This is a genomic window from Cryobacterium sp. Hh11 (assembly GCF_004404045.1).
GTDB lineage: Bacteria > Actinomycetota > Actinomycetes > Actinomycetales > Microbacteriaceae > Cryobacterium > Cryobacterium levicorallinum.
Map to the genome: position 1 here is coordinate 275,191 of NZ_SOHF01000011.1, position 24,592 is coordinate 299,782.

Annotated in this window: 25 protein-coding genes and 1 tRNA gene; 20 read left to right on the forward strand and 6 right to left on the reverse strand. The window is 64.8% G+C overall.

The annotated features are described in order from the left end of the window. Nucleotides 1–74 precede the first annotated feature (74 nt). The 5 genes from E3T46_RS04920 to E3T46_RS04940 all read left to right on the forward strand — a co-directional run bounded on the left by E3T46_RS04920 (nucleotide 75) and on the right by E3T46_RS04940 (nucleotide 5,401). A complete protein-coding gene (locus E3T46_RS04920; protein ID WP_134577661.1) occupies nucleotides 75–1,727 on the forward strand; it encodes an alkaline phosphatase D family protein in 1,653 nt (550 codons plus the stop codon). 23 nt (nucleotides 1,728–1,750) lie between these two features. After that, nucleotides 1,751–3,049 carry a nucleotide pyrophosphatase/phosphodiesterase family protein gene (locus E3T46_RS04925; protein WP_134577662.1) on the forward strand — a complete coding sequence of 433 codons (1,299 nt, stop codon included), beginning with the start codon at nucleotides 1,751–1,753 and terminating at the stop codon, nucleotides 3,047–3,049. Nucleotides 3,050–3,207: 158 nt separating this feature from the next. Beyond that, entirely contained in the window at nucleotides 3,208–4,506 is a 1,299-nt protein-coding gene (locus E3T46_RS04930; protein WP_134442613.1) for an Nramp family divalent metal transporter, read from the forward strand. 29 nt (nucleotides 4,507–4,535) lie between these two features. Further along, a complete protein-coding gene (locus E3T46_RS04935; protein WP_134577663.1) occupies nucleotides 4,536–5,030 on the forward strand; it encodes a DNA polymerase III subunit gamma/tau in 495 nt (164 codons plus the stop codon). Further along, on the forward strand, nucleotides 5,027–5,401 hold the full coding sequence (locus tag E3T46_RS04940) for a hypothetical protein (RefSeq protein WP_092449277.1): 375 nt from the start codon (nucleotides 5,027–5,029) through the stop codon (nucleotides 5,399–5,401). Before E3T46_RS04935 ends, E3T46_RS04940 begins: the two co-directional genes overlap by 4 nt. On the opposite strand, the gene E3T46_RS04945 is transcribed toward E3T46_RS04940, so the two are convergent. After that, the gene (locus E3T46_RS04945; RefSeq protein ID WP_134577664.1) at nucleotides 5,402–5,797 is read right to left on the reverse strand and encodes a DoxX family protein; all 396 of its coding nucleotides are present in this window, start codon (nucleotides 5,795–5,797) and stop codon (nucleotides 5,402–5,404) included. Between the two features lie 87 nt (nucleotides 5,798–5,884). On the opposite strand from E3T46_RS04945, the gene serA reads away from it, so the two are divergent. Next, entirely contained in the window at nucleotides 5,885–7,477 is a 1,593-nt protein-coding gene (gene serA / locus E3T46_RS04950) for a phosphoglycerate dehydrogenase (protein WP_134577665.1), read from the forward strand. Between the two features lie 171 nt (nucleotides 7,478–7,648). Here the strand turns inward: serA and E3T46_RS18665 are convergent, their stop codons facing one another. Then, the gene (locus E3T46_RS18665; RefSeq protein WP_134577666.1) at nucleotides 7,649–8,212 is read right to left on the reverse strand and encodes a TetR/AcrR family transcriptional regulator; all 564 of its coding nucleotides are present in this window, start codon (nucleotides 8,210–8,212) and stop codon (nucleotides 7,649–7,651) included. Between the two features lie 204 nt (nucleotides 8,213–8,416). On the opposite strand from E3T46_RS18665, the gene E3T46_RS04960 reads away from it, so the two are divergent. Beyond that, a complete protein-coding gene (locus E3T46_RS04960; RefSeq protein ID WP_241980468.1) occupies nucleotides 8,417–9,919 on the forward strand; it encodes an MFS transporter in 1,503 nt (500 codons plus the stop codon). A gap of 73 nt (nucleotides 9,920–9,992) precedes the next feature. Here the strand turns inward: E3T46_RS04960 and E3T46_RS04965 are convergent, their stop codons facing one another. Next, nucleotides 9,993–10,244, reverse strand: coding sequence for a DUF6458 family protein (locus tag E3T46_RS04965; protein ID WP_134442607.1), 252 nt, complete (start codon nucleotides 10,242–10,244; stop codon nucleotides 9,993–9,995). A 112-nt stretch (nucleotides 10,245–10,356) separates the two neighbouring features. Here E3T46_RS04965 and E3T46_RS04970 point away from each other — a divergent pair, with 112 nt between their 5' ends. Genes E3T46_RS04970 through E3T46_RS04980 form a run of 3 tightly spaced genes read left to right on the forward strand, consistent with a single transcriptional unit; the run spans nucleotide 10,357 to nucleotide 13,280 of the window. Next, on the forward strand, nucleotides 10,357–11,427 hold the full coding sequence (locus E3T46_RS04970; RefSeq protein ID WP_134442606.1) for a 3-isopropylmalate dehydrogenase: 1,071 nt from the start codon (nucleotides 10,357–10,359) through the stop codon (nucleotides 11,425–11,427). Next, entirely contained in the window at nucleotides 11,424–12,527 is a 1,104-nt protein-coding gene (locus tag E3T46_RS04975) for a branched-chain amino acid aminotransferase (protein WP_134577667.1), read from the forward strand. The genes E3T46_RS04970 and E3T46_RS04975 overlap by 4 nt, the downstream gene beginning before the upstream one ends. Nucleotides 12,528–12,551: 24 nt before the next feature. Then, nucleotides 12,552–13,280 carry a fumarylacetoacetate hydrolase family protein gene (locus tag E3T46_RS04980; protein ID WP_347232603.1) on the forward strand — a complete coding sequence of 243 codons (729 nt, stop codon included), beginning with the start codon at nucleotides 12,552–12,554 and terminating at the stop codon, nucleotides 13,278–13,280. A gap of 52 nt (nucleotides 13,281–13,332) precedes the next feature. Here E3T46_RS04980 and E3T46_RS04985 read toward each other — a convergent pair whose 3' ends face one another. Further along, on the reverse strand, nucleotides 13,333–13,932 hold the full coding sequence (locus E3T46_RS04985; RefSeq protein WP_134577669.1) for a helix-turn-helix domain-containing protein: 600 nt from the start codon (nucleotides 13,930–13,932) through the stop codon (nucleotides 13,333–13,335). A 101-nt stretch (nucleotides 13,933–14,033) separates the two neighbouring features. Between E3T46_RS04985 and E3T46_RS04990 the strand changes: the two genes are divergently transcribed. Then, nucleotides 14,034–15,068: an NADP-dependent oxidoreductase gene (locus E3T46_RS04990; RefSeq protein ID WP_134577670.1), complete on the forward strand. Its 1,035-nt coding sequence runs from the start codon at nucleotides 14,034–14,036 to the stop codon at nucleotides 15,066–15,068. 53 nt (nucleotides 15,069–15,121) lie between these two features. Beyond that, nucleotides 15,122–15,829, forward strand: a complete 708-nt coding sequence (locus E3T46_RS04995; RefSeq protein WP_134577671.1) for a type 1 glutamine amidotransferase domain-containing protein — start codon at nucleotides 15,122–15,124, stop codon at nucleotides 15,827–15,829. Between the two features lie 73 nt (nucleotides 15,830–15,902). Here E3T46_RS04995 and E3T46_RS05000 read toward each other — a convergent pair whose 3' ends face one another. Then, nucleotides 15,903–17,066, reverse strand: a complete 1,164-nt coding sequence (locus E3T46_RS05000; RefSeq protein ID WP_134577672.1) for an aminotransferase class V-fold PLP-dependent enzyme — start codon at nucleotides 17,064–17,066, stop codon at nucleotides 15,903–15,905. An 82-nt stretch (nucleotides 17,067–17,148) separates the two neighbouring features. On the opposite strand from E3T46_RS05000, the gene E3T46_RS05005 reads away from it, so the two are divergent. The 6 genes from E3T46_RS05005 to E3T46_RS05030 all read left to right on the forward strand — a co-directional run bounded on the left by E3T46_RS05005 (nucleotide 17,149) and on the right by E3T46_RS05030 (nucleotide 22,721). After that, nucleotides 17,149–18,090, forward strand: a complete 942-nt coding sequence (locus tag E3T46_RS05005; RefSeq protein WP_134577673.1) for a LysR family transcriptional regulator — start codon at nucleotides 17,149–17,151, stop codon at nucleotides 18,088–18,090. A 117-nt stretch (nucleotides 18,091–18,207) separates the two neighbouring features. Beyond that, complete coding sequence (gene gltX, locus E3T46_RS05010; protein WP_134577674.1) at nucleotides 18,208–19,731, forward strand: glutamate--tRNA ligase; 1,524 nt, start codon at nucleotides 18,208–18,210, stop codon at nucleotides 19,729–19,731. A 104-nt stretch (nucleotides 19,732–19,835) separates the two neighbouring features. Then, a tRNA-Gln gene (locus E3T46_RS05015) sits at nucleotides 19,836–19,907 on the forward strand. 124 nt (nucleotides 19,908–20,031) lie between these two features. Beyond that, nucleotides 20,032–20,298 carry a helix-turn-helix domain-containing protein gene (locus tag E3T46_RS05020; RefSeq protein WP_241980458.1) on the forward strand — a complete coding sequence of 89 codons (267 nt, stop codon included), beginning with the start codon at nucleotides 20,032–20,034 and terminating at the stop codon, nucleotides 20,296–20,298. Beyond that, the gene (locus E3T46_RS05025; RefSeq protein ID WP_134577700.1) at nucleotides 20,291–21,496 is read left to right on the forward strand and encodes a site-specific integrase; all 1,206 of its coding nucleotides are present in this window, start codon (nucleotides 20,291–20,293) and stop codon (nucleotides 21,494–21,496) included. Before E3T46_RS05020 ends, E3T46_RS05025 begins: the two co-directional genes overlap by 8 nt. A gap of 664 nt (nucleotides 21,497–22,160) precedes the next feature. After that, nucleotides 22,161–22,721, forward strand: a complete 561-nt coding sequence (locus tag E3T46_RS05030) for a recombinase family protein (protein ID WP_134577675.1) — start codon at nucleotides 22,161–22,163, stop codon at nucleotides 22,719–22,721. Nucleotides 22,722–22,746: 25 nt separating this feature from the next. Here the strand turns inward: E3T46_RS05030 and E3T46_RS05035 are convergent, their stop codons facing one another. After that, nucleotides 22,747–23,613 carry a DNA/RNA non-specific endonuclease gene (locus tag E3T46_RS05035; RefSeq protein ID WP_134577676.1) on the reverse strand — a complete coding sequence of 289 codons (867 nt, stop codon included), beginning with the start codon at nucleotides 23,611–23,613 and terminating at the stop codon, nucleotides 22,747–22,749. A gap of 192 nt (nucleotides 23,614–23,805) precedes the next feature. On the opposite strand from E3T46_RS05035, the gene E3T46_RS05040 reads away from it, so the two are divergent. Then, nucleotides 23,806–24,024 carry a hypothetical protein gene (locus E3T46_RS05040; RefSeq protein WP_134577677.1) on the forward strand — a complete coding sequence of 73 codons (219 nt, stop codon included), beginning with the start codon at nucleotides 23,806–23,808 and terminating at the stop codon, nucleotides 24,022–24,024. 197 nt (nucleotides 24,025–24,221) lie between these two features. Beyond that, nucleotides 24,222–24,592, forward strand: a 371-nt coding sequence (locus E3T46_RS18285) for a hypothetical protein (protein ID WP_206751475.1), incomplete at its 3' end; no start/stop codon positions are given.

Here is a 24,592-nt window from a genome sequence, read left to right on the forward strand (position 1 = left end):
GGCCCGCGCTGAACACTCGGTGAACAGAATGATCTCACTGCCAAGTATTCGGCAGTCGCCCCCAAACTGGGGTGATGTCTACTCTCTCTCGACGTGATCTCTTCTCGGCCGGTGTTTTCGTTGTTGCCGGCGCCGCAGCAGCGACCGTGGGCGGCCAGCCAGCCAGCTCGAACGCCGCCGTCCTGTCCGCCGGCACCCGATTCGACCACGGGGTTGCCTCCGGAGACCCGCTGCCCGACGGCATCCTGCTCTGGACTCGGGTCACTCCGATGAACGAAGCCGCACCCGGGTCGGGCCAGGGCCCCGACGTCTCGGTGACCTGGGAGGTGGCCGAGGACTCGGGCTTTTTGCGGGTCGCAGCGAGGGGCACGACCATAACCGGTGCAGCCCGGGATCACACGGTGAAGGCGACACCGACCGGGCTGCGGCCGTCCACCAGCTACTGGTTTCGCTTCAGCTCCGGCGGAGTCGTTTCCCCGGTCGGTCGCACCAAGACAGCCCCGGCCGCCGGTGTCGCCATCGATCGCCTGCGCCTCGGTGTCGTGTCCTGCGCCAACCTGCAGGCGGGCTTCTTCACCGCGTACCGCCACCTCGCCGATCGCGGCGACCTCGACGTCGTGCTGCACCTCGGGGACTACCTCTACGAATACGGCGTCGGTGAGTACCAGGCCCGTGACGTGGTCGTGCGGCCACACGACCCCACGACCGAAATGATCACCCTCGAGCACTACCGTCGTCGGCACGCGCAGTACAAATCCGACCTCGACCTGCAGGCACTGCACGCCGCGGTGCCCTTCATCGTCACCTGGGACGACCACGAATCCGCCAACGATGCCTGGTCGGAGGGCGCCGAAAACCACACCGAGGGCGCCGAGGGTGCCGAGGGCACTTGGAAGGCGCGGCGGGAGGCGTCCCAGCAGGCTTATGCCGAGTGGATGCCGGTGCGCTACGACGTGGGCGGCCAGCTCTATCGTCGCTTCGGCTTCGGCGACCTGGCGAGTGTGTCGATGCTCGACCTGCGCAGCTACCGCAGCGAGCAGGCCGCGAACATCGTCAGCGCCGACATCTCCAGCCCCGACCGCACCATCACCGGCACCGCACAAATGGACTGGCTCCTCGACGGGTTCACGCAAACCGACACGCAGTGGAAACTCGTGGGGAACCCAGTCATGATCGCGCCGGTGCGCTTTCCGTCGACGTTGTCCACCGCCGAGATCGGGGGAGTGCAGGCCCTCCTTGGCACCACGACGATCGACGGCGTGCCGTACAACGTCGACCAGTGGGACGGCTACGCCGCCGATCGCAGTCGTGTGATCAGTCACCTGCGCGACCACGGCGTCACGGACACCGTCTTCCTCACCGGGGACATCCACTCCGGCTGGGCCTGCGACATTCCGGCCGACCCGCTGACCTACCCGACAACCGGCACCTCCGTCGCCACCGAACTGGTCTGCACCTCGGTGACCAGCGACAATCTCGACGACATTCTCGGGGTGCCGCCGCGCACCGCGTCCCTCGCCGTTGAAACCGCGTTCCGGACCGCGAACCCGCACGTCAAATACCTCGACTTCGACTCGCACGGCTTCTCCGTGCTCGAGGTGACACCGGCAGCGGTGCGGATGGACTGGTACGTGCTGTCGGAGCGCACCAGCCCGGCGTCCACGAGCTCACTGTCGACGTCGTTCCGGGTCGCGGCCGGTACGCAGACGGTGACGGCCGCGTTGTGAGCGGCCTCGATTCGCTGACAGCGGTGAGCCAAGCAGACGGCATCGCCAACCGTCGGACATTTCTCAAGATTGCCGTGGGCGCCGGAGCTGCCGTCGTGCTGTCCGCTGCGCCGGGAGCGGCCTGGGCCGGGGCATCCGCTGCTGCAGACCCAAGAGCCCCCGCCGCCCGTACCCGGGTGTATGTGCTGGTCATTGACGGATGCCGCCCCGACGAGATCACGCGCGAGCTCACACCCCGCCTGTACGCGCTGCGTACACAGGGCGTCAATTTTCCGGCGGCCCGGTCGCTCCCCATTATGGAGACCATCCCCAATCACGTCATGATGATGACCGGCGTCCGGCCGGACCGCTCCGGTGTTCCGGCGAATGCCGTCTACGACCGTGCTGAAGGTGTTGTGCGCAACCTGGACCGACCGAGCGATTTGCGGTTTCCGACCGTGCTGGAGCGGCTGCGAACCGGGGGCCTGACCACCGGTTCGGTGCTCAGTAAGGAGTACCTGTTCGGAATATTCGGCGAACGCGCGACCTACCGGTGGGAGCCGGCGCCGCTCGTACCGGTGAGCGGCCACGCGCCCGACCAGTTCACGATGGACGCCCTCATCGCCATGGTCACGGCGTCCGACCCCGACCTGGTCTTCGCCAACTTCGGCGACATCGACCGATTCGGGCATTCTGACGAAACCGGCTCTTCGGTCAAGATCGCCCGCACCGCGGCTCTGGCCCGGAGCGACTCTCAGATCGGTCGTTTCGTCGATCACCTGGTCGCTGTCGGGCTCTGGGAGAGCAGTGTCATCATGGTGCTCGCCGACCACTCGATGGATTGGTCGATCCCCTCGAACGTGATCTCGATTGAGCTCATTTTGCAGGATCACCCGGCACTGCGCGAGCAGGTCGTCATCGGTCAGAACGGCGGCGCCGACCTGGTGTACTGGGTGGGCAGCGACGCCGGCCGTGCTGCCGGACTCGCCGAAGTCCGTGCTTTGGTCACGGCCCACGAGGGGGTGCTCGCGGTGCATGAACCGGCAGAGCTGCGACTGGGCGCAAACGCCGGTGACCTCGTGGCCTACTGCCGGGCGGGCTGGCGCTTTTCTGATCCGGCCGTGCTGTCGAATCCGATTCCGGGCAATCACGGGCATCCGACGACGGAGCCGATTCCGTTCTTCATCTCCGGTGGAAGCCCGCGCGTGCGCACCGGAATCACCCTGTCGGACCCGGCGCGCACGATGGACGTAGCACCGACGGTGGCTGCTTTGTTCGGTCTCGCAGCGCCGGCCGGTGGCTATGACGGAGTCGACCGGGCGGTGGCCTTCACCTCCGTGTGAAAACCCGTTGATTACCCCAATATAGGTAGAGTCGAGGAATGCACCGGTCGCATGGCCGGTTCCGCTGGTCCTGTGCACCGACGCACAGCTTCGCCGCAAGTCCTGCAAAACGAGGGCCTGTGGGGCCTCCTTTCCACTCGCGTAAGGCCGGTACCACCATGACCTCAGGCAACAACACCGGCGACGTCAAGCTGGTCGCCCCTGCCCCCCTCGACGACGGTCCGCTTCCCAAATGGAAGATCGTTGGCCCCGGACTGGTCGTGGCCGCGACCGGCGTCGGAGCGGCCGACATGGTCGCCACCCTCGTCGCCGGATCCCGCTACGGCTACGCCCTGCTCTGGGCGGTCATTCTCGGCGTGATCCTCAAGATCGTGCTGGTCGAGGGCGCCGGCCGGTACACCCTCGCTACCGGCATGACCATCTTCGAGGGCTGGCGGTCCCTCGGTAAATGGACCACCTGGTACTTCGGTCCGTACATTATGTTGTGGGGCTTCGTCTACGGCGCCACTGCCATGTCCTCGGCTGCCCTGCCCCTCGCCGCACTGTTCCCGGTCTTTCCGCTGCCGGTCTGGGCCGTTCTCATGGGTCTCGCCGGTCTCACCATGGTCTGGTTCGGCCGCTACGCCTTCTTTGAGAAGGTCACAGCAGTGCTCGTCGGCATCATGTTCATCACCGTCGTCGGCCTCGCCGTCATCGCCGTGCCCGACTTTCCGGCCATGCTCGCCGGCCTCGTGCCGATCATCCCTGAGGGGGGAGTGCTCTACACGCTCGCTTTGGCCGGCGGTGTCGGCGGCACCATCACCCTCGCCGCTTACGGCTACTGGCTACGCGAAAAGGGTTGGTCCACTCCGCGCTGGATGAAAGTCATGCGCATCGACAACCGCATGGCCTACGTCATGACCGGCATCTTCGTCGTCGCCATGCTCATCGTCGGCGCCGAGGTGGTCGCCGCTGCCGGTATCACCCTGAGCGCGGGGGACAAGGGATTGCTCGACCTCTCCACGGTGCTCAACGAGAAGTACGGCGTCGTCGTCGGTACCGGATTTCTGGTGGGCTTCTGGGCGGCATCGTTCTCATCGATCATCGGTGTGTGGAACGGCGTGAGCCTCATGTTCGCCGACTTCTGGGGCAATATGCGCGGTAAGAAGTCCGGCCACCCCGATACCCTCGTCGGTGGCAAATACTTCAAGTTCTACCTGTTATGGCTCACCTTTCCGCCCATGATCCTGTTTTTGCTCGGCTCACCGATCGGCCTCATTCTGGCCTACGGCGTACTCGGCTCACTATTCATGCCGTTTCTCGCCATCACCTTGCTGGGACTGTTGAACGGCAAGCGCATCCCGCGGGAATGGCGCAATAAGTGGTTCACCAACGGTGCGCTGGGCATCTGCGCGCTGCTCTTTATCGTGTTGGGCGTGCAACAACTGGTCACCGCTCTGAAGCCGCTGTTCGGGTAGCTTCGGCGGCAACCGGATACTCTGGAAAAATGAATGCCACACGCGACGACGATGCGCTGAACTGGGCCGGTGACGACGACCCGACGCTGGCTCCCGGGGGAACCGGTCGGGCCGCGCCAGAGACGACCAGCCTGCCGGAGGGGTGGACCACCCCCAAAACGGATGCTGCCCCCACCGACACCGCAGCGGATGCCGATAAGACCGAATCGGATGGCGCGGCCGCGAGCTCGGCCGCCCTGGTGGGCATGGGCATCCTCGCCGGAATGTACCTGCTCTACTCGATCGGCTGGTTCCTTGGCGTGTCCCGCCTCGCGCGTTCGACGGTTCTCACTGCGGGCGATCCCGTCGCCGATTTTATGACCTCCCTCGGCGGTTGGCTGGCCGTGGCGGCACCCGTGATCTGGTTTGGGGCGACCTTCTGGCTCACCCTGAGCCGGCCGCGCGCACGCTGGGTCTGGTTGCTGATCGGCGCGGTCGTTTTGATTCCCGTGCCCTTCCTGCTCGGATCGGGGCTCCCCGGATGAGCGACCTCGAGCCCACCGGCACCGTTGGTACGAATACCGTGCACCGTCGCCGCCCGCCGCGCTGGATCCTGCTGACCATCGCACTGTTCATCGGGCTGTTCTACGCCTACGACGTTTGGGAAGCCATCGGCAACCTGGTTGGTCTGAACCTGCAGGCGCAGTCCCTCGACACCCAACTGAGCGGCTTCGGCTGGGCCGTGCTGATCTTTGCGGTACTCCTGCCGGTGCTGGTCTACGCCCTCGCCTTCTGGCTCGGCCGCAACCGGGCCTTCGGAGTGCAGGCGCTGACCCTGCTCGTCGGACTCTGTGCGGTTGCTGCCCTGTCGCTCGACATCGCCACGGTGTTCGGCCTCGGTCGGCTGATCGCCTGACTAGATCACGGCGACCACGATCAGAGCCATCAGCACCAGTTGGGCGATGAGTCGGGGAACGAACGGAATCGCGATCCGCCCGAATCGTTTCTTGTGCCGGGCGGCATAGGCGTTAGCCGGAAACACCGCCGCCAGAAACAGCACGAGAGCCCCAGCGGCTAGCAGCATAGTCGGGGGATACAGCAACCCGAAGCCGCCGGCCAGCTCGCACAGCCCGGTGAACAGCACGAGGTTGGTCGGGTTGGTCCAGCCCGCCGTGCGCAGTCGCGGCGGAATCATCGCCGCCATGGTGCGCTGCACCGTGGGCAGAAAATGGATGATCCCGGCGCCGATGAAGACCACCGCGAGAATAACCCGCAGGGCCAGTTGGAGTCCGTCTATTACGTCGCTGCTCATGGCTCTATTGTGCAGCCGGTAGGGTGGAAAAAAGAGTGGCGCCTATTGCCCTGCCACCAACACCCGCAATCTAAGGATCCGATTTTATTGTCGAAGCCCGTCGTCCTGATCGCCGAAGAACTTTCCCCCGCCACCGTCGATGCTCTCGGGCCCGACTTTGACATTCACCAGGTAGACGGCACGGATCGCTCCGCGCTGTTCGCCGAGCTCGCCACCGCGCAGGCCGTCCTGGTACGCTCCGCCACCAAAATGGATGCCGAAGCGATTCAGGCCGCTCCGTTCCTGAAGGTCATCGCTCGTGCGGGCGTCGGCCTGGACAACGTTGACATTAAGGCCGCCACCGCGGCCGGCGTCATGGTCGTCAACGCTCCCACCTCCAACATCATCTCGGCCGCTGAGCTGACCGTCGGGCACATCCTGAGCCTCGCCCGTCACATCCCCGCCGCCTCCGGCGCTCTCGCCGACGGTCAGTGGAAACGCTCCAAGTACACCGGCACCGAGCTGTACGAAAAGACCATCGGCATCATCGGTCTCGGCCGCATCGGCGCCCTGATCACCGCGCGCATGCAGGCCTTCGGCACCAACGTCATCGCCTACGACCCCTACATCACCTCGGCGCGCGCCCAGCAGCTCGGCGTGACCCCGGTCACCCTCGATGAACTGCTCGCGCAGTCCGACTTCGTCACGATCCACATGCCGAAGACGCCGGAGACCACCGGAATGATCGGTGCAGCCCAGCTCAAGCTCATGAAGCCGACCGCGTTCGTCGTGAACGTCGCCCGCGGCGGACTCATCGACGAAGACGCACTGCACGAAGCCCTCGTCGCCGGCACCATCGCCGGCGCCGGCCTCGACGTGTTCGTCAGTGAACCGCCGACCGGCTCGCCGCTGCTCGGCCTCGACAACATCATCACCACGCCGCACCTCGGTGCGTCGACCGACGAGGCGCAGGAGAAGGCCGGCGTCTCCGTCGCCAAGTCCGTGCGCCTCGCACTGTCGGGCGAGCTCGTGCCCGACGCGGTCAACGTGGCCGGTGGCGTCATCGATCCCTACGTGCGTCCCGGCATCCCGCTGGTCGAAAAGCTCGGCCAGGTCTTCTCCGGCCTCGCCGCCCACAGCCCGCTCACGAGCGTCGACATCGAGGTGCGCGGCGAACTCGTCGAGTACGACGTCAGCGTGCTCAAGCTCGCCGCGCTCAAGGGCATCTTCACCAACGTGGTCAGCGAAACCGTCTCCTACGTCAACGCGCCGCTGTTGGCCGAGCAGCGCGGTGTCACCGTGCGCATGCTCACCGACGCCGAATCGACCGAGTATCGCAACGTGATCACCCTGCGCGGCGCCCTCGCCGATGGTTCGCAGGTCTCCGTCTCGGGTACCCTTACCGGGACCAAGCAGATCGAGAAGATCGTCGAGATCAACGGCTACGACGTTGAGGTCCCGTTCGCCAAGAACCTCATCGTCATGCTTTACACCGACCGCCCCGGAATCGTCGCCGTCTACGGCCGCGAATTCGGTAACGCCAACATTAACATCGCCGGCATGCAGATCGCCCGCCACGTGGCCGGCGGCAAGGCTCTCAGCGTTCTGACCGTCGACTCCGAGGTCCCAGCCGGTCTGCTGGCCTCTGTTCGCGCGGCCATCGAAGCCGAGATCATGGTGGAGATCGTCCTCACCGACTAGCTCTCTTCAAAACGGATGCGAGTGGGCAGAGGCCAGGCCGGCGCCCACTCGCATCCGCTGTTAAACGACTCCGACGCGCGAAGTGAGTCCGAAAGGTCGCAAATCGTACAGCCGGGGTAGGTTTTAGGACGTTTTACGACCCCGCGCGGCGTGGGCAGCGGGATATCCGGTTCAGGTCTGCGGCAGGAGCCGGCCGATCAGGGTGATCAGCCGGGTCATGGACTCGGCGGTGTGCTCCTGCGGCGCCAGTTCGTGTTCGGCCAGCGAACTGTTGACGTAGAGTCCGTCGCTAATGAGCATGATCGCCTCGGCGGTATCCGGGTCGTGGACAGCGTCTTCGATGACCGAGAGCCAGCGGCGCCGAATGTCGCCGAGCACCTGCATGGCCCGTGGATCGCGACCCTGGGCGAGGCGGGAGCCAGCGATGTAGGCGCGGTCGAGCGGGCTGCCGGTGTGCACCGAGGTTCGAATGAGGTAGTCGACCGGGCCGGCCGGGGCCGTGCGGATGTTCTCGGCATCCTCGTTCGCGAGCGCATCGAGACGGGCCAGCATGCCCTCGATCAGGGCGCCCTTCGAGCTGAAGTGATAGAGCAGTCCGCCCTTGGAGACCGCAGCGGCCGCCGCGACGGCATCCAACGTTGCCGAGCGCTCTCCGCCCTCGACCAGCAGGTCCTCGAAGGCATCGAGCAGTCGATCCCGGGTAGGAACGGATGATGCTGGCACATTTTTCGACATTGGCCCATGGTACCGAAATGGGCGGGCTTCACGCTGGACAACTATACCGTCCAGCCGGTACAGTAAACCTTGTGCCGCTGAAGGAGCGGTCGCAAAAACTACCCAGAGAGTGTTGAGATCGTGTCTGCCCCTGTTGTTCCCACCAAGCCCCTTGACCTGACCAGCACCGCCCTGAGCAGCGCGACCCGGCAGGCGCACGGCGCGGTGTCCGCTCTGACAGTCGTGCACGATCGCCGACGATGGTGGGCGCTCGCGGTGCTGATGCTTCCGGTGCTGCTGGTGTCCATCGACAACACCGTGCTCAACTTTGCGCTGCCCGCCATCTCGGAGGCGACCCGGCCGACCGGGGTGCAGCTGCTCTGGATGGTCGACATCTACCCGCTCGTGCTCGCCGGCCTGCTCGTGGCCATGGGCAGCCTCGGCGACCGCATCGGGCGTCGTCGCCTGCTGCTGATCGGTTCGACCGGTTTCGGAGTGGTGTCGGTGTTCGCGGCGTTCTCCCCGAGCATTGAGGGGCTCATTTTCGCCCGGGCAGCACTCGGATTCTTCGGCGCGATGCTCATGCCCTCGACACTGTCGCTGCTGCGCTCCACTTTTGTGGACCGTGACCAGCGTCGCCTCGCCATCGCGATCTGGGCCACCGGGTTCGCGGCCGGGAGTGCGCTCGGCCCGGTCGTCGGCGGCATTCTGCTCGAGCACTTCGCCTGGGGCTCGGTCTTTCTGATCGCCGTTCCCGTTCTGCTGCCGCTGCTCGTGCTGGCGCCAATTCTGGTGACCGAATCGCGGGATCCGCACCCGGGGCGCATCGACCTGCTCAGTATTGCCCTCTCACTCGGCACCATGCTGCCGATCGTCTACGGCATCAAGAGCATCGCCGAGCACGGCGTGACCTGGATCACGGTCGCCCCGATCGCGCTCGGACTGGGGCTCGGCGTCTGGTTCGTGCGTCGACAGCTGCATGTGCCGAACCCCATGCTCGACATGGGGCTGTTTCGACGCGGCGCTTTCAGCGGCGCGGTCGGCGTCAACCTGCTCAGTGTCACGGCGCTGGTCGGCTGCCTGTTCTTCATCTCGCAGCACCTGCAACTCGTGCTCGGGCTGTCGCCGTTGAACGCCGGGCTGGTGCTCGTTCCCGGCCTGGCCGCGATGATCGTGGCCGGACTGCTGATCGTGCCGATTGCACGCCGGGTACGGCCGTCGCGGGTGGTACCCGTGGCGCTGCTGGTGTCGGTGGCTGGATTCGCGTCGATCGCGCTGCGCGGCGGTGCAATCGATGCGTTCTGGATCGGCGTCGCCTTCGTGCTGCTCGGCATCGGAATCGGCGCGGCCGAAACCGTCTCGAACGAGCTCATCGTGGCGACCGCGCCGGCCGACAAGGCAGGGGCGGCATCCGCTGTGTCTGAAACAGCCTACGAACTGGGAGCGGTGCTCGGAACGGCCGTACTCGGCACCATCCTCACCGTGTCCTACCGGGCGGCGGTACTGTTGCCGGACGGCCTGAGCGCGGCCGACCGGCTGGCGGCGGGGGAGACTCTCGGCGGGGCGGTGTCCGTGGCCGGCCATCTTTCGCCCGCGGCCGGGGAGCAGCTGCTCGAGTCGGCCCGACACGCCTTCGACAGCGGTGTGGGCCTGACCGCCTGGATCGGCGTCGCGCTGGTGCTCGGAGCGGCCGTCGTGGCGCTACTGTCGCTGCGTCGGGCCCGCTAAACCCACGAAAGCGGGTGAAGTGTTGCTTCGCAAGTGCTGAAGCAACACTTCACCCGCTTTCGCGAGCTGTGGGTTAGAGGTCGTCGATCGAGTTCTCGCGACGGGTGACCTGCTCGCCGTTCGCCGGGTCGGCGATCGTGCGGGTCGTGCTCACGCTGTTACGACGCCGCGTCATCAGCACAATGCCGAGGATTGTCACGAGCGCTCCGGCCGCGAGCAGAATATAGCCGACGAGCGTCAGATCGACGCCGGTGACGGTCACGTCGAGGGCCCAGACCAAAATGGCGCCCACGACGAGCAGAAAGATTCCTAGTCCGATACTCATGATTTCCTGCTCTCCATTGGTGGTGCCCTGGGGACAATCCTAGGCACTCCGGCGACAAAGGTAAGGTTTGACTATACGCAATTTAGGTGTTCGTTGACTGTTTCGGAGCCACATGTCTCGTACTATCAAACTCGCTGTCATTCCCGGAGACGGGATTGGACCGGAAGTTGTCGCTGAGGCCGTGAAGGTACTCGGCGCCGTCACCGCGCGTGATGACGTCACGATTGAGACGAGCACCTTTCAGCTCGGCGCCGCGCGCTTTCTTGAAACCGGGGACGTGCTCACGGATGCCGACCTCGCGTCGATCCAGCAGCACGATGCGATTCTGCTCGGCGCCGTCGGCGGCGTTCCCGGCGACCCCCGGCTGAAAGACGCCAATATTGAGCGGGGCTTGCTGCTCGGCCTGCGCTTCGCCCTCGATCACTACGTGAACCTGCGGCCCTGCACGATCTACCCCGGAGTGACGAGCCCGCTCGCCGCCCCCGGCGTGGTTGACTTCGTCGTCGTGCGCGAGGGAACCGAAGGCCCCTACGTCGGCAACGGCGGCGCCATTCGCCGTGGCACCCCGCAGGAGGTCGCCAACGAGGTCTCGGTCAACACCGCCTACGGCGTCGAACGCGTCGTGCGCTACGCCTTCGAGGTCGCCCAGGGTCGTGAGCGCAAGCGCCTCACCCTGGTGCACAAGACCAACGTGCTGGTCTTCGCCGGCAGCCTGTGGCAGCGCATCGTGAACGAGGTGGCGCTGGAGTACCCCCAGGTTGCGGTGGATTACCTGCACGTCGACGCGGCGACCATTTTCTTTGTCACGAATCCGGGTAGATTCGATGTACTCGTCACGGACAACCTCTTTGGCGATATTCTCACCGACCTGGCAGCGGCAATCAGCGGCGGCATCGGCCTGGCAGCCTCCGGCAATATCAACCCGACGGGCCGCTTTCCCAGCATGTTCGAGCCGGTGCACGGCTCGGCCCCCGATATCGCCGGCCAGCAACTCGCCGACCCGACCGCGGCCATCCTCTCGGTGGCGCTGCTGCTCGATCATCTCGGGCTGACGGATGCCGCGGCTCGCGTCAACGACGCGGTCGCCGACGACCTGGCGCGCCGCTCCGCTTCGGTGCGACGCAGCACGGCTGAGGTGGGAGACGCCATCGTGACGCTTTTGACAGACAAGGTACTCAAATGAGCAAGACCACAACGTTTCCCCTGAACTTCACCGTCACCCCGTCGACCGAGGCCCGTGCCGAAGCCGAACGCGCCGAAATTCTCGCCGACCCGGGCTTCGGCAAGCACTTCACCGACCACATGGTCACCATTGACTGGTCGGTCGATGCCGGCTGGCACGACGCCCGCGTCACGCCCTACGGACCGCTGCTGCTCGACCCCGCCTCGTCGGTGCTGCACTACGGCCAGGAGATCTTCGAGGGTCTCAAAGCGTACCGGCACGCCGACAACTCGATCTGGACCTTCCGGCCCGAGAAGAATGCCCAGCGCCTGCAGCGTTCCGCGCACCGGCTGGCTTTGCCCGAGCTGTCCGTCGACGACTTCATCGAGTCGATCATGCAGATGATCGCGATCGACGGCGACTGGGTTCCGTCAGCGCCGGAGACGAGCCTCTACTTGCGCCCGTTCATGATCGCCAACGAGAGCTTTCTCGGAGTGCGCGCCGCCCACCAGGTGAGCTTCTACGTCATCGCCAGCCCGGCCGGCGCCTACTTCGCCGACGGCGTTGCGCCGGTGAAGATCTGGCTGTCGACCGAATACTCCCGCGCCGGTCGCGGCGGCACCGGCGCCGCCAAGTGCGGCGGCAACTACGCCGCGTCGCTGCTGCCCCAGATGGAAGCCTACGAAAACGGCTGTGCCCAGGTGCTCTTTCTCGACGGCGAGACCGGCAGCCACATCGACGAGCTCGGCGGTATGAACGTGTTCTTCGTGCACGGCACCGACACGCTCGTCACGCCGCGCCTGACCGGATCCATTCTGGAAGGCGTCACCCGCGACAGCATCATGCAGCTCGCCCGCGACCGAGGTATGACGGTGGAGGAGCGCGAGGTGACGCTGGGGGAGTGGCGTGAGGGTGTCGCATCCGGTGCCATCACCGAGGTCTTTGCCTGCGGAACCGCCGCCGTCGTCACCCCGATCGGCCAGCTCAAGGCGAAGGACTTCACGATCGGTGACGCGGATGCCCCCGCCGGCGAGATCACCCTGTCGCTGCGCCAGGAACTCACCGACATTCAGTATGGGCGCCTGCCCGACCGTCACGGCTGGCTCACCCGACTAAGCTGAACCTTTTGGCCTTTGCGGGCGGGAATGAGACACGTGAAGATCGCACGCTACAGCTACCAGGGCGCCATCGCGTTCGGCATCGTTGACGACGACGAACTGGTCGTGCTCACCAGCGACCCGATGTTCGCCGGTTTCGACACGACCGGCGACCGGGTTGCCCTCGCCGACGTGAAGCTGCTCGCGCCGGTGATTCCGCGGTCGAAGGTCGTTGCGATGGTCTCGGCCGAGGCGTTCGTGCTGCGGCCGAACACCGCCGTCGTCGGCCCCGGCGACGCCATCGTGCTGCCGGCCGCGTCGGAGCAGATCGAGGCCGACGGCCAGCTCGCCATCATCATCGGCAAGATCGCCAAGAACGTTTCGCCAGCGGATGCTTTGAGCCGCGTCTTCGGCTATACCGTCGCGACGGTCGTCACCGCGGCCAACCTCGCTTCGGGTATAGCGGGCGCCTTCGACACGTTTTTGCCGCTCGGTCCGATCATCGAGACTGAATTCGATGAGGCGTCATCAGCGCTGCGCGGGCTTATCAACGACGAGGAATTTCAGGCGGTCGCGCTCGACGATGACGAGCGCATGACCGAGGACACGGTTTCTGCCCTGGTCGCGTTCGCCTCGAGCGTGTTCACGCTGTTGCCCGGTGATGTGATCCTGCCCGGACGCCTGGACACGCCCGCGGCCGTCGTCGATGGGGACACGATCACGATGGCGATCGCGGGCATCGGTTCGCTGGTGAACCCGGTGGTGCGCCCGGCCTGACCCGCGAGCGGGCACCAAGATCCAGGCAAAGGCCCGGATTCGGGCGTCGGACTCAGTCGGTGGCGTCGGGGAACCAGATCCTGACCTGGTTCGACGCCGTGTTCAGCAGGGCGATCGCCTCATCCCGGTTCACCCGGGCGACGAGCATTGCGCTCAGGGACAGGGAGGCCAGGGTACGCACGCGCTCGTCGACGGATTCCGCCGCTGACTGTGCCGCGGCCGATTCGAGTGCGTGCCTGAGCGCATCGGTCAACTCGATGCGGTATCCCTCCACGACGGCGCGAGTCGGCTCGTCGTGGGCGGCGAGTCCAGCGGCGCAGTTGACCAGGAGGCACCCGGTCTGCGCCGAGTAGGGCGCCTGCCTGGCCGTCGCACGGGTGAGGCCGTCGAAGTAGTCGAGCAGCGCTGAGGCATCCGTCGCGCCCGAGCGCAGACCGGCCAGCCGCGGCCGGATAACGGTCTCCAAATAGTCGGTGACCGCGGCGTCGAAGAGCCCGCGTTTACTGCCGAACGCGTGGTACAGGCTGGACCGCCCCACGCCGGTAGCCGCTTCCAGGTCGGCCAGGGATGCGCCGTCGAAGCCCTTGTCCCAGAACAGGTTTCGCGCAGCCTGCACGACCACTCCGCTGTCAAAGGTCTGCAGCCGCCCCATGTTCGCTCCTTGAATCCTGTCCGACGATCGGACAATTTTGTGCACCGATGAGTCTACTATATAGTAAAACGATCGTTCTAGAACTAGCAGAGGAGTGCACTATGGCCTCATCCACCGTCAGTACCCAGATCCAGCTCGTGAACCGTCCCGTCGGCTGGCCGACACATGCGGACTTCCGCACCGTGACCGTCGACCTGCCGGAGCTTGCGGCCGGCCAGGTTCGTGTCGCGAATGAATTCATATCCGTCGACCCGTACATGCGTGGCCGGATGAACGATGTGAAGAGCTACATACCGCCGTTCGTGCTCGGTGAGACCATGACCGGCGCGGCTGTCGGCCGCGTCATCGCCTCCGCAAACGAGGCGTTCGCCATCGGCGACGTCGTCACCCATCAGTACGGCTGGCGTGACCTGGTGCAGGAGGACGCCGCCGGCTTCAGGGTCGTTCCCGAGCTCCCCGGCGTTCCGGCCTCCGCTTACCTCGGCGTGCTCGGCATGACCGCACTGACCGCCTACGTCGGCCTGCTCGAAATCGCACAGCTCAAAGAAGGCGACACCGTGTTCGTCTCCGGCGCAGCCGGCGCGGTCGGCAGCATGGTCGGCCAGATCGCCCGACTCAAGGGCGCCAAGCGCGTCATCGGCTCCGCCGGATCGCCCGAGAAGGTCGCGCTGCTCATCAGCAAGTACGGCTTTGACGCCGCGTTCAACTACAAGGACGGATCCATCACAGACCAGCTCGCCGTCACAGCGCCAGACGGCATCGACGTGTACTTCGACAACGTCGGCGGTGAGCACCTCGAGGCAGCCCTGGCCTCCTTCAACGACGGCGGCCGCGCGGCCCTGTGCGGCGCTATCTCCCTGTACAACAGCACGGATGCCCCGGCCGGTCCGAACAACCTGTCCAACATCGTCACCCGCGGCCTGACCCTCAGGGGATTCACCATCGGCAACTACTGGGCCCACCTCCCGGCATTCTCCGCCGAGATGACCGCCTGGCTGGACTCCGGCGAGATCGTCTTCGACGAGACCGTCGTCGACGGCGTCGAGAATGGTGTCGACGCGTTCCTCGGCCTCATGCGCGGCGAGAACACCGGCAAAATGGTCGTTCGCACGGGCGGGCTCATCCCGACCCTATGATTCGAATCACCCCGCACAATTCCACGAACGACTTCACTGAAAACGGAGACACTATGACCCACGTACTTTTCGTCGTCAGCGCTGCTGACCACTGGACTCTCAACGACGGCAGCCTGCACCCCACCGGATACTGGGCAGAGGAGCTCGCTGAGCCGCACCGCCTGTTCTCCGCCGCCGGCTGGCAGATCAGCATCGCCACACCGGGCGGTGTGGCCCCGACCATCGACCCGGTCAGCCTCCGTGCCGATGCGGCCGGGGGAGAGGACCGTGCAGCACAGATCATCGACTACATCGGAACCATCTCCAGCCAGCTCGATGAACCGCTCAGCCTCGACGACATCACCGTGGCCGACTACGACGTGGTGTTCTACCCGGGCGGTCACGGCCCGATGGAAGACCTCGCTGTGGACGCCGACTCTGGGCGCATCCTCACCGAATCTCTCGACAGTGGGCGCATCCTCGGCGTGCTCTGCCACGCCCCGGCCGCCCTGCTCGCTGCTCAGCGTGCCGACGACAGCTGGCCGTTCACCGGCTACCGGATGACCGGCTTCACTGATGCCGAAGAGGTTCTCGGCGGACTGGCTCCGAAGGCTCCGTGGCTGGTGCAGAGCCGCCTGGTCGAACTGGGCGCCGACTTCATCGCCGGCGAATCATTCGCTCCACACATGGAGATCGACCGCAACCTCTACACCGGTCAGAACCCGGCCTCATCGGGCGCCCTCGCCGAGGCGATTATTGCGGCCGTCGCCGACAAAGCATAACGGCGGGCGACGTCGGGCCCAGGGGCTCGACGTCGCCGACAGCGAACGTACGCCCAGCGTTGCCTGGCTGTACCTAGCCGCGGCGCAGCGCCTCCAGCACGGCGTCCACGTCGTCCCGATCATTCCAGAGATGGAACGCCACACGGGCTCGACCGGCGCGGCCAGAGGCGGTGATTCCGGCGGCGGCGAGGCGAGCGAGGTCGCGGCCACCGGCATCCGGCCAGCTGACGATGGCCTGATCAAGCCGAGGCAAGCCAAGACCGTCGCTCAGGGCATCACCGAGCCCCGCAGTGTGGGCGCGCACTTCGGTCATATCCAGACGGCGGAACAGGTCGATGGCCGGTTCGGCACCGACCCAGGCCGGCCAGGCCGGCGATACGTCGAACCGGCGGGCATCGGCAGCAAGCGCCATCGCCGGACCGTAGCAGGATGCCCACAGGTCGTCTCCCGCATACCATCCGGCATTGATCGGGTGCAATTGTGCGGCGAAAGTCTCGGCGACCGTGAAGAACGCAACGCCGCGCGGGGCGCAGAGCCACTTGTAGCTGTGGCAGATGGTGGCGTCGAACTGGGAGGCGTCGACCGGCATCCACCCGGCGGCCTGGGTGGTGTCGCAGAGTGTGAAGGTACCTGTTGCACGTGCGGCGGCGCGGATGGCGTCGCTGTCGGCGACAGTTCCGGTGGCGGACTGCACGAGCGAGAACGCGACCAGCCACGTGTTCGCGGTGAGACTTGAGGCCAAATCGGCGAGGGGGACCTGCCGCACGGTCACGCCGCGGTGCGCCTGGGCCAGAAACGGGAACACCATCGAGCTGAAGTCACCGAGGGGCAGCACCACTTCGGCACCGTCGGGCAGGCTCGCGGCGATCAGGCCGGCCATGACTGAGGTCTGTGAGCCGATCGCCACGCTGTGGGGTGTGACGTTCACCAGATCGGCGTACCCGACGCGTACGCGCTCGACGACCTCACCGTAGCGGGAGGCGCAGGCCTGGCCGCCGGCCCAGGCCTCGGTATCGGCGCGCATCGCGGCGATCGTGTCGATCGTGGGCAGTCCGAGGGTGCAGGCGGCGAGGTAGCCGCGGCCCGAGGTGTAGCGGGCGCGGGCTTCGAGGAGGGTTACCGTCGTCGTGCTCGTGCTCGTGCTCGTGCTCGTGCTCGTGTCAGCGGGCTTGCCGGCGCCCGGGTTGGTGGCCGTTTTGGCGGTGGGGCTGCTGGTGCTCGTTGCTGCGGGGCTCATGTTTCTAGTGTGACCATCGAGAATTCATGCGACAACGGCCAGTATCCGATGCATTGCATAACCAAGAATTATGATTGAGGACATGATCCATTTGCCCGGCGAGAGCCCCGACATCGGCGCCAACGCACTGAGGGTCGTGGGGGCGGTGCACGAATTCGGGTCCATCACCGCCGCGGCCGCCGCCCTCGGCTACAGCCAGCCGGCAGTGAGCCAGCAGCTCAAACGGCTCGAGAAGCGGCTCGGGCTCGCCGTGGTCGAACGTGTCGGCCGTGGAGTGCGACTGACCGAGGCCGGCCTCGTATTGGCGCGGCACGCCGTGACCGTGGCCACAGCGCTCGATGCAGCCGCGGGGGAGATTGCCGAGTTGCAGGGGCTGCGCACCGGGCTGGTGCGTCTCGTGGCCTTCCCGTCGGCATCCGCTACCCTCGTGCCGAGCCTGCTGGCGCGCATGAAGCAGCAGCATGCCCAAATCAGCATCACCTATCTCGAGGCCGAACCGCCGGAGGCCGTCGCCGCCGTGCGCGAGAATCGGGCCGACCTGGCCATCACGTTCAGCTACCCGGGCGACAGCGTGGATCCGCACCGGGAGAGCGCCCAGGGGCTGCGGGTGGCGACCCTGCGGCGAGACGAGATGATGCTGGTGCTGCCGGCCGGGCATCCGCTGGCCGGTGCTGCCGCACCGATCGACCTCGGCGATCTCGCCGACGAGAACTGGGTGGCCGGGTGCCCGCGCTGCCGCGGCCACCTGCTCGACCTGTGCGATCGCCGCGGATTCGCCCCGCGCATCAGCTATGAGACTGACAACGCCGCCGCCGTGTTCGGCCTGGTCGAGGCCGGCATCGGGGTCGCGCTGCTTCCTGCCCTCGCGATCGAGTCGGTCGGCCGGCGCGCGGGCGCCTCTATCCGGGCCACATCCGGGCAGGACCATCGCACCATGCACGCCGTGACAGCTGCCGGAGCCGAGCGTGTACCAGCCCTGGCCGCTGCGCTGCGCGCGCTGGTCGCGATCTCGTCGGTCGGCTAGACGGCGTGCGCCGGGCCCACCTTACGAAAGCGGGCCCATGCTCGATCATGGGCCCGCTGTCCGGGCCCGGGCCCGGACAGAAGTAGGTCCGGGCTTGCCCAACTAGAATCATGAGTAATGTCTGACACCACTGCACACCCGTTTTCTACCGCCACCGGAACCGACGTTCGCGTGCGGTTCTGCCCCTCGCCGACTGGAACGCCGCACGTCGGCCTCGTCCGCACCGCCATGTTCAACTGGGCCTACGCCCGGCACACCGGCGGCAAGATGATCTTCCGCATCGAGGACACCGACGCGGCCCGCGACAGCGAAGAGAGCTTTCTGCAGCTCGTCGACGCCATGCGCTGGCTCAAGCTGGACTGGGACGAAGGCGTCGACGTCGGCGGCCCCCAGGCGCCGTACCGCCAGTCCGAGCGCTACGACATTTACCGCGGAGTCATCGAGCAGCTCAAGGCGAGCGGCCATATCTACGAGAGTTTCGTCACCGGCGAAGAGATCGAGAAGCGTAACCGCGACCTCGGCCGTGACCCGAAAATGGGCTACGACAACTTCGAGCGCGATCTCAGCGAGGAGCAGAAGGCCGCCTACCGGGCCGAGGGCCGCTCCCCGGCGCTCCGCCTGCGGGTGCCCGACACCGAGCTCTCCTTCGATGACCTCGTGCGTGGCGAGATCACCTTCCCGGCCGGCTCGTTTAGCGACTTCGTGGTCGTGCGGCCGAACGGGCATCCGCTGTACCCCTTCGTCAACCCGGTCGACGACGCGCTCATGGGCGTCACCCACGTGCTGCGCGGCGAGGACCTGCTCTCGAGCACCCCGCGCCAGATCGCGCTGTACCACGCGCTCATCGACATTGGCGTGACCACCTTCGTGCCGCGCTTCGGTCACCTTCCCTACGTGATGGGCGACAAGAACAAGAAGCTCTCCAAGCGCGACGCGGAGGCGAACCTCTTTCTGCACCGCGACCGTGGATTCATTCCCGAGGGCCTGCTCAACTACCTCGCGCTGCTCGGTTGGTCGCTCTCGCACGACCGCGACGTGTTCTCCATCGACGAGTTCACGGCCGCGTTCGACGTCGTCAACGTCAATCCGAACCCGGCCCGGTTCGACCTCAAGAAGGCAGAGTCCATCAACGGCGACCAAATTCGCCAGCTCGAAGCGGATGACTTCGCCGCCCGCCTGGTTCCCTACCTGGTGACCGCCGGCGTGCTCGGCGAGACCCCGAGCGCCGCCGACCTGGCCCTGCTCGCCGAGGGCGCCCCGCTCATCCAGGAGCGCATCGCGCTGCTCGGCGAAGCGCCCGCCATGCTCGGTTTTCTATTCGTGACCGGTGCTGAGCTGGTTCTCGAAGCGGATGCCGTAGCCTCCCTCCCGCAGAACGCCGCCGACATTCTCGGCGCAAGTCGTACCGCCCTGGAAGGTATTCCTGCAGCGGAATGGACCACCGACCGGGTGCACACGCTGCTCGCCGAGATCCTCATCGAGGGCCTGGGACTCAAGCCGCGTGTTGCTTTCGGACCGCTGCGCGTCGCACTGTCGGGTCGCAAGATCTCCCCGCCGCTGTTCGAGTCGATGGAAATTCTCGGGCAGGCTGAAACTCTGGATCGCCTCGATCGGGCATTGGCGGTAGTGACGGCCGCCTGACCGTGTGGCCGGAGGGGCTTCGACTCGCCGGGGGACACCTCGGTTTGGCCTCTCCAGCCCAAGTGGGCTAGGCTACTACTCGGCCCGATCTTCGGATTAGGCATTGGGGTATGGTGTAATTGGCAACACGGATGATTCTGGTTCATTTGTTCTTGGTTCGAGTCCAGGTACCCCAGCACTAGCAGGCGCAGGATTCCGCGGCGAAATCGACTATCGCCCACCCTGACCGAAAGGCCTGAAACAGGCTCTGTGACCAGAAACAGACCAATAACCTCCTTCTGTAGGGGGTTGGGCGCTCTGTTGCCCGGGCAAATACGGGCTCGTCGCGGCATAGTCGGGCTGCTCACGGCATTCGCCGTGCACCTGTTGTGCATGGACGCGACAACGCAAATCACTCCGACGTTTCTCACCCAGCGCGAGCTTTCCGAGCTGCTGCGAATGCCCGAGCGCACGCTCGAGGACTGGCGCCTGATGCAGACCGGGCCGCCCTATATCAAGCTCGGCCGGCTCGTGCGGTACGACGTTCACGACGTGCTCACCTGGGTGCGTGAGCACCGACATGGTTAGACCCCAGATCCTTGCCGGCGAGCTGGGCAGCATCGTCATCGACGTGCTGCCGAGCGGTAGATACCGAGCACGCGCATCCACTCGCGACGACAGCGGTCGCCTTCACCGCATCGGGGTCACCGCCAGAACCGAGGACGAGGCGCGGGCCGAAGTTCACCGGCAGGCTCGGGCCATGGCTACGGGTGGGGCCGGAGCGCTCTCGCCGTCGAACACGATCGCAGATGCAGTGGAACTTTGGCTGGTTCAGGTGCTCACCCGCGCCAAGGCGGGCAGCCTGTCGTACTCAACCTACGAATCGTACGAGACTACGGCCCGCGTCATCATCGTTCCGCGCTGCGGGGGAGTGCGGCTCGAGCACCTCACCGTCGGTCGCTGCGATCGCATCCTCCAGCGAATTTTGGAGGAAGAAACGATCTCGAAAGCCCGTCGAGCGCGTGCAGTGCTTAGTCTCGTCTGTGGATATGCCGTGCGCGACGATGCTCTGGTGCAAAACCCCGTACGCGACGTACAACGCCTGCCGATGTCACCGCGCAAGGAATCCGCCCTCACGCCGAAGCAGATCACGGGCATTCGCGGGCGCATGCAAGTATGGCGGCTTACACGCGACGACGGACCGCGCCCAAACTACCGTGCACTTATCGACGGCATGGACATCATGATCGGCACTTCACTGCGCGTCGGTGAGTGCATCGGTCTGCGCCGCTGTGACGTCGACATGACAACGCTGCCACCCACCCTCATCGTGAGCGGCACGATCGTGAGCACCAAGGCGCAGGGGACGCACCGCAAGAACTCACCCAAGCGGTCGCGGCAGCGGAGGAGCATTGCACTGCCGTCGATGGCCGCAGCGGCTGTGCGCCGCCGGCTGGCGCTTGCCGAGCCGGATCCGGAGGCGTTCTTGTTTCCGACCAAGACCGGCCGCTCGTTGAGCGTCAGTAACTACGAGCGGTTGCTGCGCGCATTTGTTGAGGATGAACGTTCTAACCTGGTGGAGCTGGGCGTCGACGTCGCCGAGTACACCACGCACATCTACCGGCGTACGGCCGCGACCCTGATCGAGCGGGCGGCAGGGATCACATTGGCCTCTCGACTTCTCGGCCACGCCAACGAGCAGACCACGCGCAACAGCTACGTAGTCACAGCCGCCATGGTCGACCCGGTGACGGCGGAGATTCTCGATGAAGTGCTCGGCGAGTGAGCGATCTCGTTGTCCAGAGGATGGGCACAGATAAACAAAAAAGACTCTCTTGGGGAGACCGCAGAATGCCTGCCCTGGACTACGTGCTCGTTGAATTTAGTCGGCACAGAATAGGATGCACCGCAACGCGGCAGAAATAAAGGAACCGCACGGAAGCGTACTTTTGAATCATGGCAGTTCCTGACGGTCAGATCCTGGCGGCGCTTTTGCTCATGTAGGCGAGGGCTCAAGGGATCGAGCAGTTGAATAGATCCCACCGGTACCGCTGAGACCACTTCTCGCAACCCGTGGGCTGCGAGACACATTGACGAGACAGATCGAGCATGCACGATTGTGGAGAGCGAGGCAGAACGCATTCCTTCCTGTGACCGGGATCGGGGCGTCATTGTCCAAGGGCGACGGATGAGTCGGCGTGTCTCGAAACGTGTGTTTTTACCGGCGTTACCATTTTTGTAGTCAAGGACGGTTGGGAGACATTAAGAGGCGTCAATGGGGAAGCCGAAAGTGTCAAAGCAAGCAATGAACTGTCAATTTGGGGTGTACCCCAACTAGGCGTCAGACGTCCTTATCAAATATTGTCAGAATAGGATCATGTTTTGATTGATAGACACCTCTCCTGGCGGGGTCTTAGACTTCAATCTGACGAAACAGGGGAAGAAGTTGCATGGCGGGTCAACGAGTTGGATATGTGCGAGTGAGCACCCTCGATCAGAACACTGTTCGTCAGCTTGCTGGCGTCGACGTCGATCGGGTGTTTGAGGATAAGGCGTCGGGGAAGGACCAGAACCGGCCCGAGCTGGAGGAGATGATCAAGTTTGTTCGAGATGGCGATACTGTTCTCGTGCATTCCATGGACCGGTTGGCCCGTAACTTGGATGACCTTCGCTTGATCGTGCGCCGGCTGACGGCGAAGAAGGTTCGGGTTGAGTTCGTGAAAGAGCAGCTCTGTTTCACGGGCGACGACAACGCAACGGCGAACCTGCTCTTGAACGTTATGGGAGCGTTTGCTGAGTTTGAGCGATCTTTGATCCGTGAACGTCAACGTGAGGGCATCGCCCTGGCTAAGAAGCGTGGCGTCTACCGCGGCCGTACTCCGTCACTGGACACGGCCCGCGCGGCCGAGCTGCGCGAGAAGGCTGCCGCTGGCGTGCCGAAGTCTGTTCTTGCTCGAGAGTTTGGGGTCAGCCGCGAAACTGTCTATGTCTACCTCCGCGCCGTGGGCTGAGCTGGTTGTAGAGGATTTGGTGTGGTTAGAGGTGGATTCCTGCGGTGTCGGTCAGTTCGACCCAGCGCGTTCGACGGTCGGTGTCTTCTCGGATAGCTGGGGCCGTGGCGTAGACGTCTGCTTCGGATAGGGCGGTCAGGTTGAGCCTGGTGAGGTCGACGATGTCCACGATAGGTACTTGATAGGTGCGGTACGGTCCAAGTGGCGGGGGTTTACCGTACATGAGGGCTGAAGCGCGGACCGTGTCAAGGTCGATGTCGTCTAACTGCGGGCTTTGGTCGAGGACGAACCCGGCAGCGTGAAGAACGGTGGAGCCTTTTGTGGTCGTGGTCCATGCCGCGATCTTCCAGAACGCTTGCGGGATCTTCACGCCGCGATATATCGGATCCTCGGCTGAGAGCACGGGGGCGGTGAAGACGCTGAGGCGGTTACCGTTGGTGCGTGCATAGGTGAGGACGTGGTCCTCGAGGCCGAGCCAGAGTTGTTTCGATTGGTTAAAGGCTGCGGCTTGCGGGGCGGCGTTGGTGTAAGCAAAGGTATCGTAATTCGCTCGCCGGGCTGTCGTTGTGTCACCCCAGACCGGGTCTTGGCGCCGGACGAGGTGCCCGCGATCGAGATCGTTTCTGGCGTAGACGTCCTCCCCGGTCTGTTCGTAGATCGGGATACGCGAGTCGAGGTGCCAGTTGTCGTCTCGGTCAACGGTAGCGAGGTGATCCCCGTCGATGTTGACGCCGGTCGCGATCGCGAGGCGCCGCGCGGGGTCGAGGAGCACGGTGAAATGTGTGTAGAGCAGTTCACGAATCAAGGTTCCCGCCGGAGGGGCCGGGAGCGGCAGACGAGTCGCAAGGAAATCGGCGTTGTATCCAGAAGGATAAAGTAATGCGGCGTTCATGGTGATAGTCAAGCAGCCAGAGCCGACAATTGGGGCTTTCGGATCAATATGGCGGCGTTAAGAGGGGTAGATTCCCCTTCGCCCCTCTGCGTCTTGTGTTGGCTACAGACACGATGTGCCCGAACTGGGGGTACTGCTGTTCCTTGTGGGCTGCATAATCTTGGGAACAGGCCTTGGCTCTCAAGGAGCTGTATGAATAAAGTGATCGTGAAATTACGACGCCGATTTGTGAAATTGCCGGTTTTCGTTCTCGTCAGCGTGAATGGGCGCGGTCAGCTACCCGCCGTCCTCATGGATCCGGTGGATTGCACAGGTCGAGTCATTCACGGTCTGTGGCTGGGCGACAGTGTCGACGACGGGCCTGACGGCACGACGTACTGCAAAGTGAAATGGGTGAGGTGCAGGCGCTGACCAGTAGGTGATCGGCGGTAAGGCCAGAGCCAGAGCCAGAGCCAGAGCCAGAGCCAGAGCAAGAGCCTCAGCTACAAGCGCCAACGTCAGCTCTGCGTCGTTCGAAGCTGTTGAGCTCGAAGATGAATTGTACGGGTGCACAGTCTGGGCTGCCGTCGCCCGCTTGTCTGCCGCGCGCAAAACTGCCCTGACAGCGCATGTTCTCGATCCCATTGCTTTCTTCCGAGACCTTCACACTGGTGTTTGGCAGGATATCCGCCAGTCTGTTCCTGCCGACGAGTTTCATTCACACTTGTCGCTGGCCAGCAAGCGGCACGAAACCTTCCAGTATTCACTGGATGGATCGTCGGCTCATTCCGGGTGAAGGACGACCGGATTCTTCCCATAGCGGGAACCACTCTCGATGCGTGTGCGATGGACCTGACAGCGAAACTCTGGACGCATTGCCGGAAATCACGATCACCGTTTCCGGTGATTTCAATCCGGAAGATGTCAACCTATATGAGGTTCTCTGTCGAATGATTCTACGAATCAATGTAGCCGTGCGTCTTGACATGATTTCTGGGGC

Excerpts from the sequence above, each read along its gene's own strand:
- E3T46_RS04945 (WP_134577664.1), bottom strand. The coding sequence starts at position 5,797 with ATGAGCAGCGACGTAATAGACGGACTCCAACTGGCCCTGCGGGTTATT.
- E3T46_RS18665 (WP_134577666.1), bottom strand. The coding sequence starts at position 8,212 with ATGTCGAAAAATGTGCCAGCATCATCCGTTCCTACCCGGGATCGACTG.
- E3T46_RS05035 (WP_134577676.1), bottom strand. The coding sequence starts at position 23,613 with ATGAACGCCGCATTACTTTATCCTTCTGGATACAACGCCGATTTCCTT.
- E3T46_RS05025 (WP_134577700.1), top strand. The coding sequence starts at position 20,291 with ATGGTTAGACCCCAGATCCTTGCCGGCGAGCTGGGCAGCATCGTCATC.
- E3T46_RS04965 (WP_134442607.1), bottom strand. The coding sequence starts at position 10,244 with ATGAGTATCGGACTAGGAATCTTTCTGCTCGTCGTGGGCGCCATTTTG.
- E3T46_RS04985 (WP_134577669.1), bottom strand. The coding sequence starts at position 13,932 with ATGGGGCGGCTGCAGACCTTTGACAGCGGAGTGGTCGTGCAGGCTGCG.
- E3T46_RS05040 (WP_134577677.1), top strand. The coding sequence starts at position 23,806 with ATGAATAAAGTGATCGTGAAATTACGACGCCGATTTGTGAAATTGCCG.
- E3T46_RS04930 (WP_134442613.1), top strand. The coding sequence starts at position 3,208 with ATGACCTCAGGCAACAACACCGGCGACGTCAAGCTGGTCGCCCCTGCC.
- E3T46_RS04995 (WP_134577671.1), top strand. The coding sequence starts at position 15,122 with ATGACCCACGTACTTTTCGTCGTCAGCGCTGCTGACCACTGGACTCTC.
- E3T46_RS05000 (WP_134577672.1), bottom strand. The coding sequence starts at position 17,066 with ATGAGCCCCGCAGCAACGAGCACCAGCAGCCCCACCGCCAAAACGGCC.
- gltX (WP_134577674.1), top strand. The coding sequence starts at position 18,208 with ATGTCTGACACCACTGCACACCCGTTTTCTACCGCCACCGGAACCGAC.
- E3T46_RS04980 (WP_347232603.1), top strand. The coding sequence starts at position 12,552 with ATGAGACACGTGAAGATCGCACGCTACAGCTACCAGGGCGCCATCGCG.
- E3T46_RS05030 (WP_134577675.1), top strand. The coding sequence starts at position 22,161 with ATGGCGGGTCAACGAGTTGGATATGTGCGAGTGAGCACCCTCGATCAG.
- E3T46_RS04940 (WP_092449277.1), top strand. The coding sequence starts at position 5,027 with ATGAGCGACCTCGAGCCCACCGGCACCGTTGGTACGAATACCGTGCAC.
- E3T46_RS04920 (WP_134577661.1), top strand. The coding sequence starts at position 75 with ATGTCTACTCTCTCTCGACGTGATCTCTTCTCGGCCGGTGTTTTCGTT.
- E3T46_RS05005 (WP_134577673.1), top strand. The coding sequence starts at position 17,149 with ATGATCCATTTGCCCGGCGAGAGCCCCGACATCGGCGCCAACGCACTG.
- E3T46_RS04935 (WP_134577663.1), top strand. The coding sequence starts at position 4,536 with ATGAATGCCACACGCGACGACGATGCGCTGAACTGGGCCGGTGACGAC.
- E3T46_RS04970 (WP_134442606.1), top strand. The coding sequence starts at position 10,357 with ATGTCTCGTACTATCAAACTCGCTGTCATTCCCGGAGACGGGATTGGA.
- E3T46_RS04975 (WP_134577667.1), top strand. The coding sequence starts at position 11,424 with ATGAGCAAGACCACAACGTTTCCCCTGAACTTCACCGTCACCCCGTCG.
- E3T46_RS04990 (WP_134577670.1), top strand. The coding sequence starts at position 14,034 with ATGGCCTCATCCACCGTCAGTACCCAGATCCAGCTCGTGAACCGTCCC.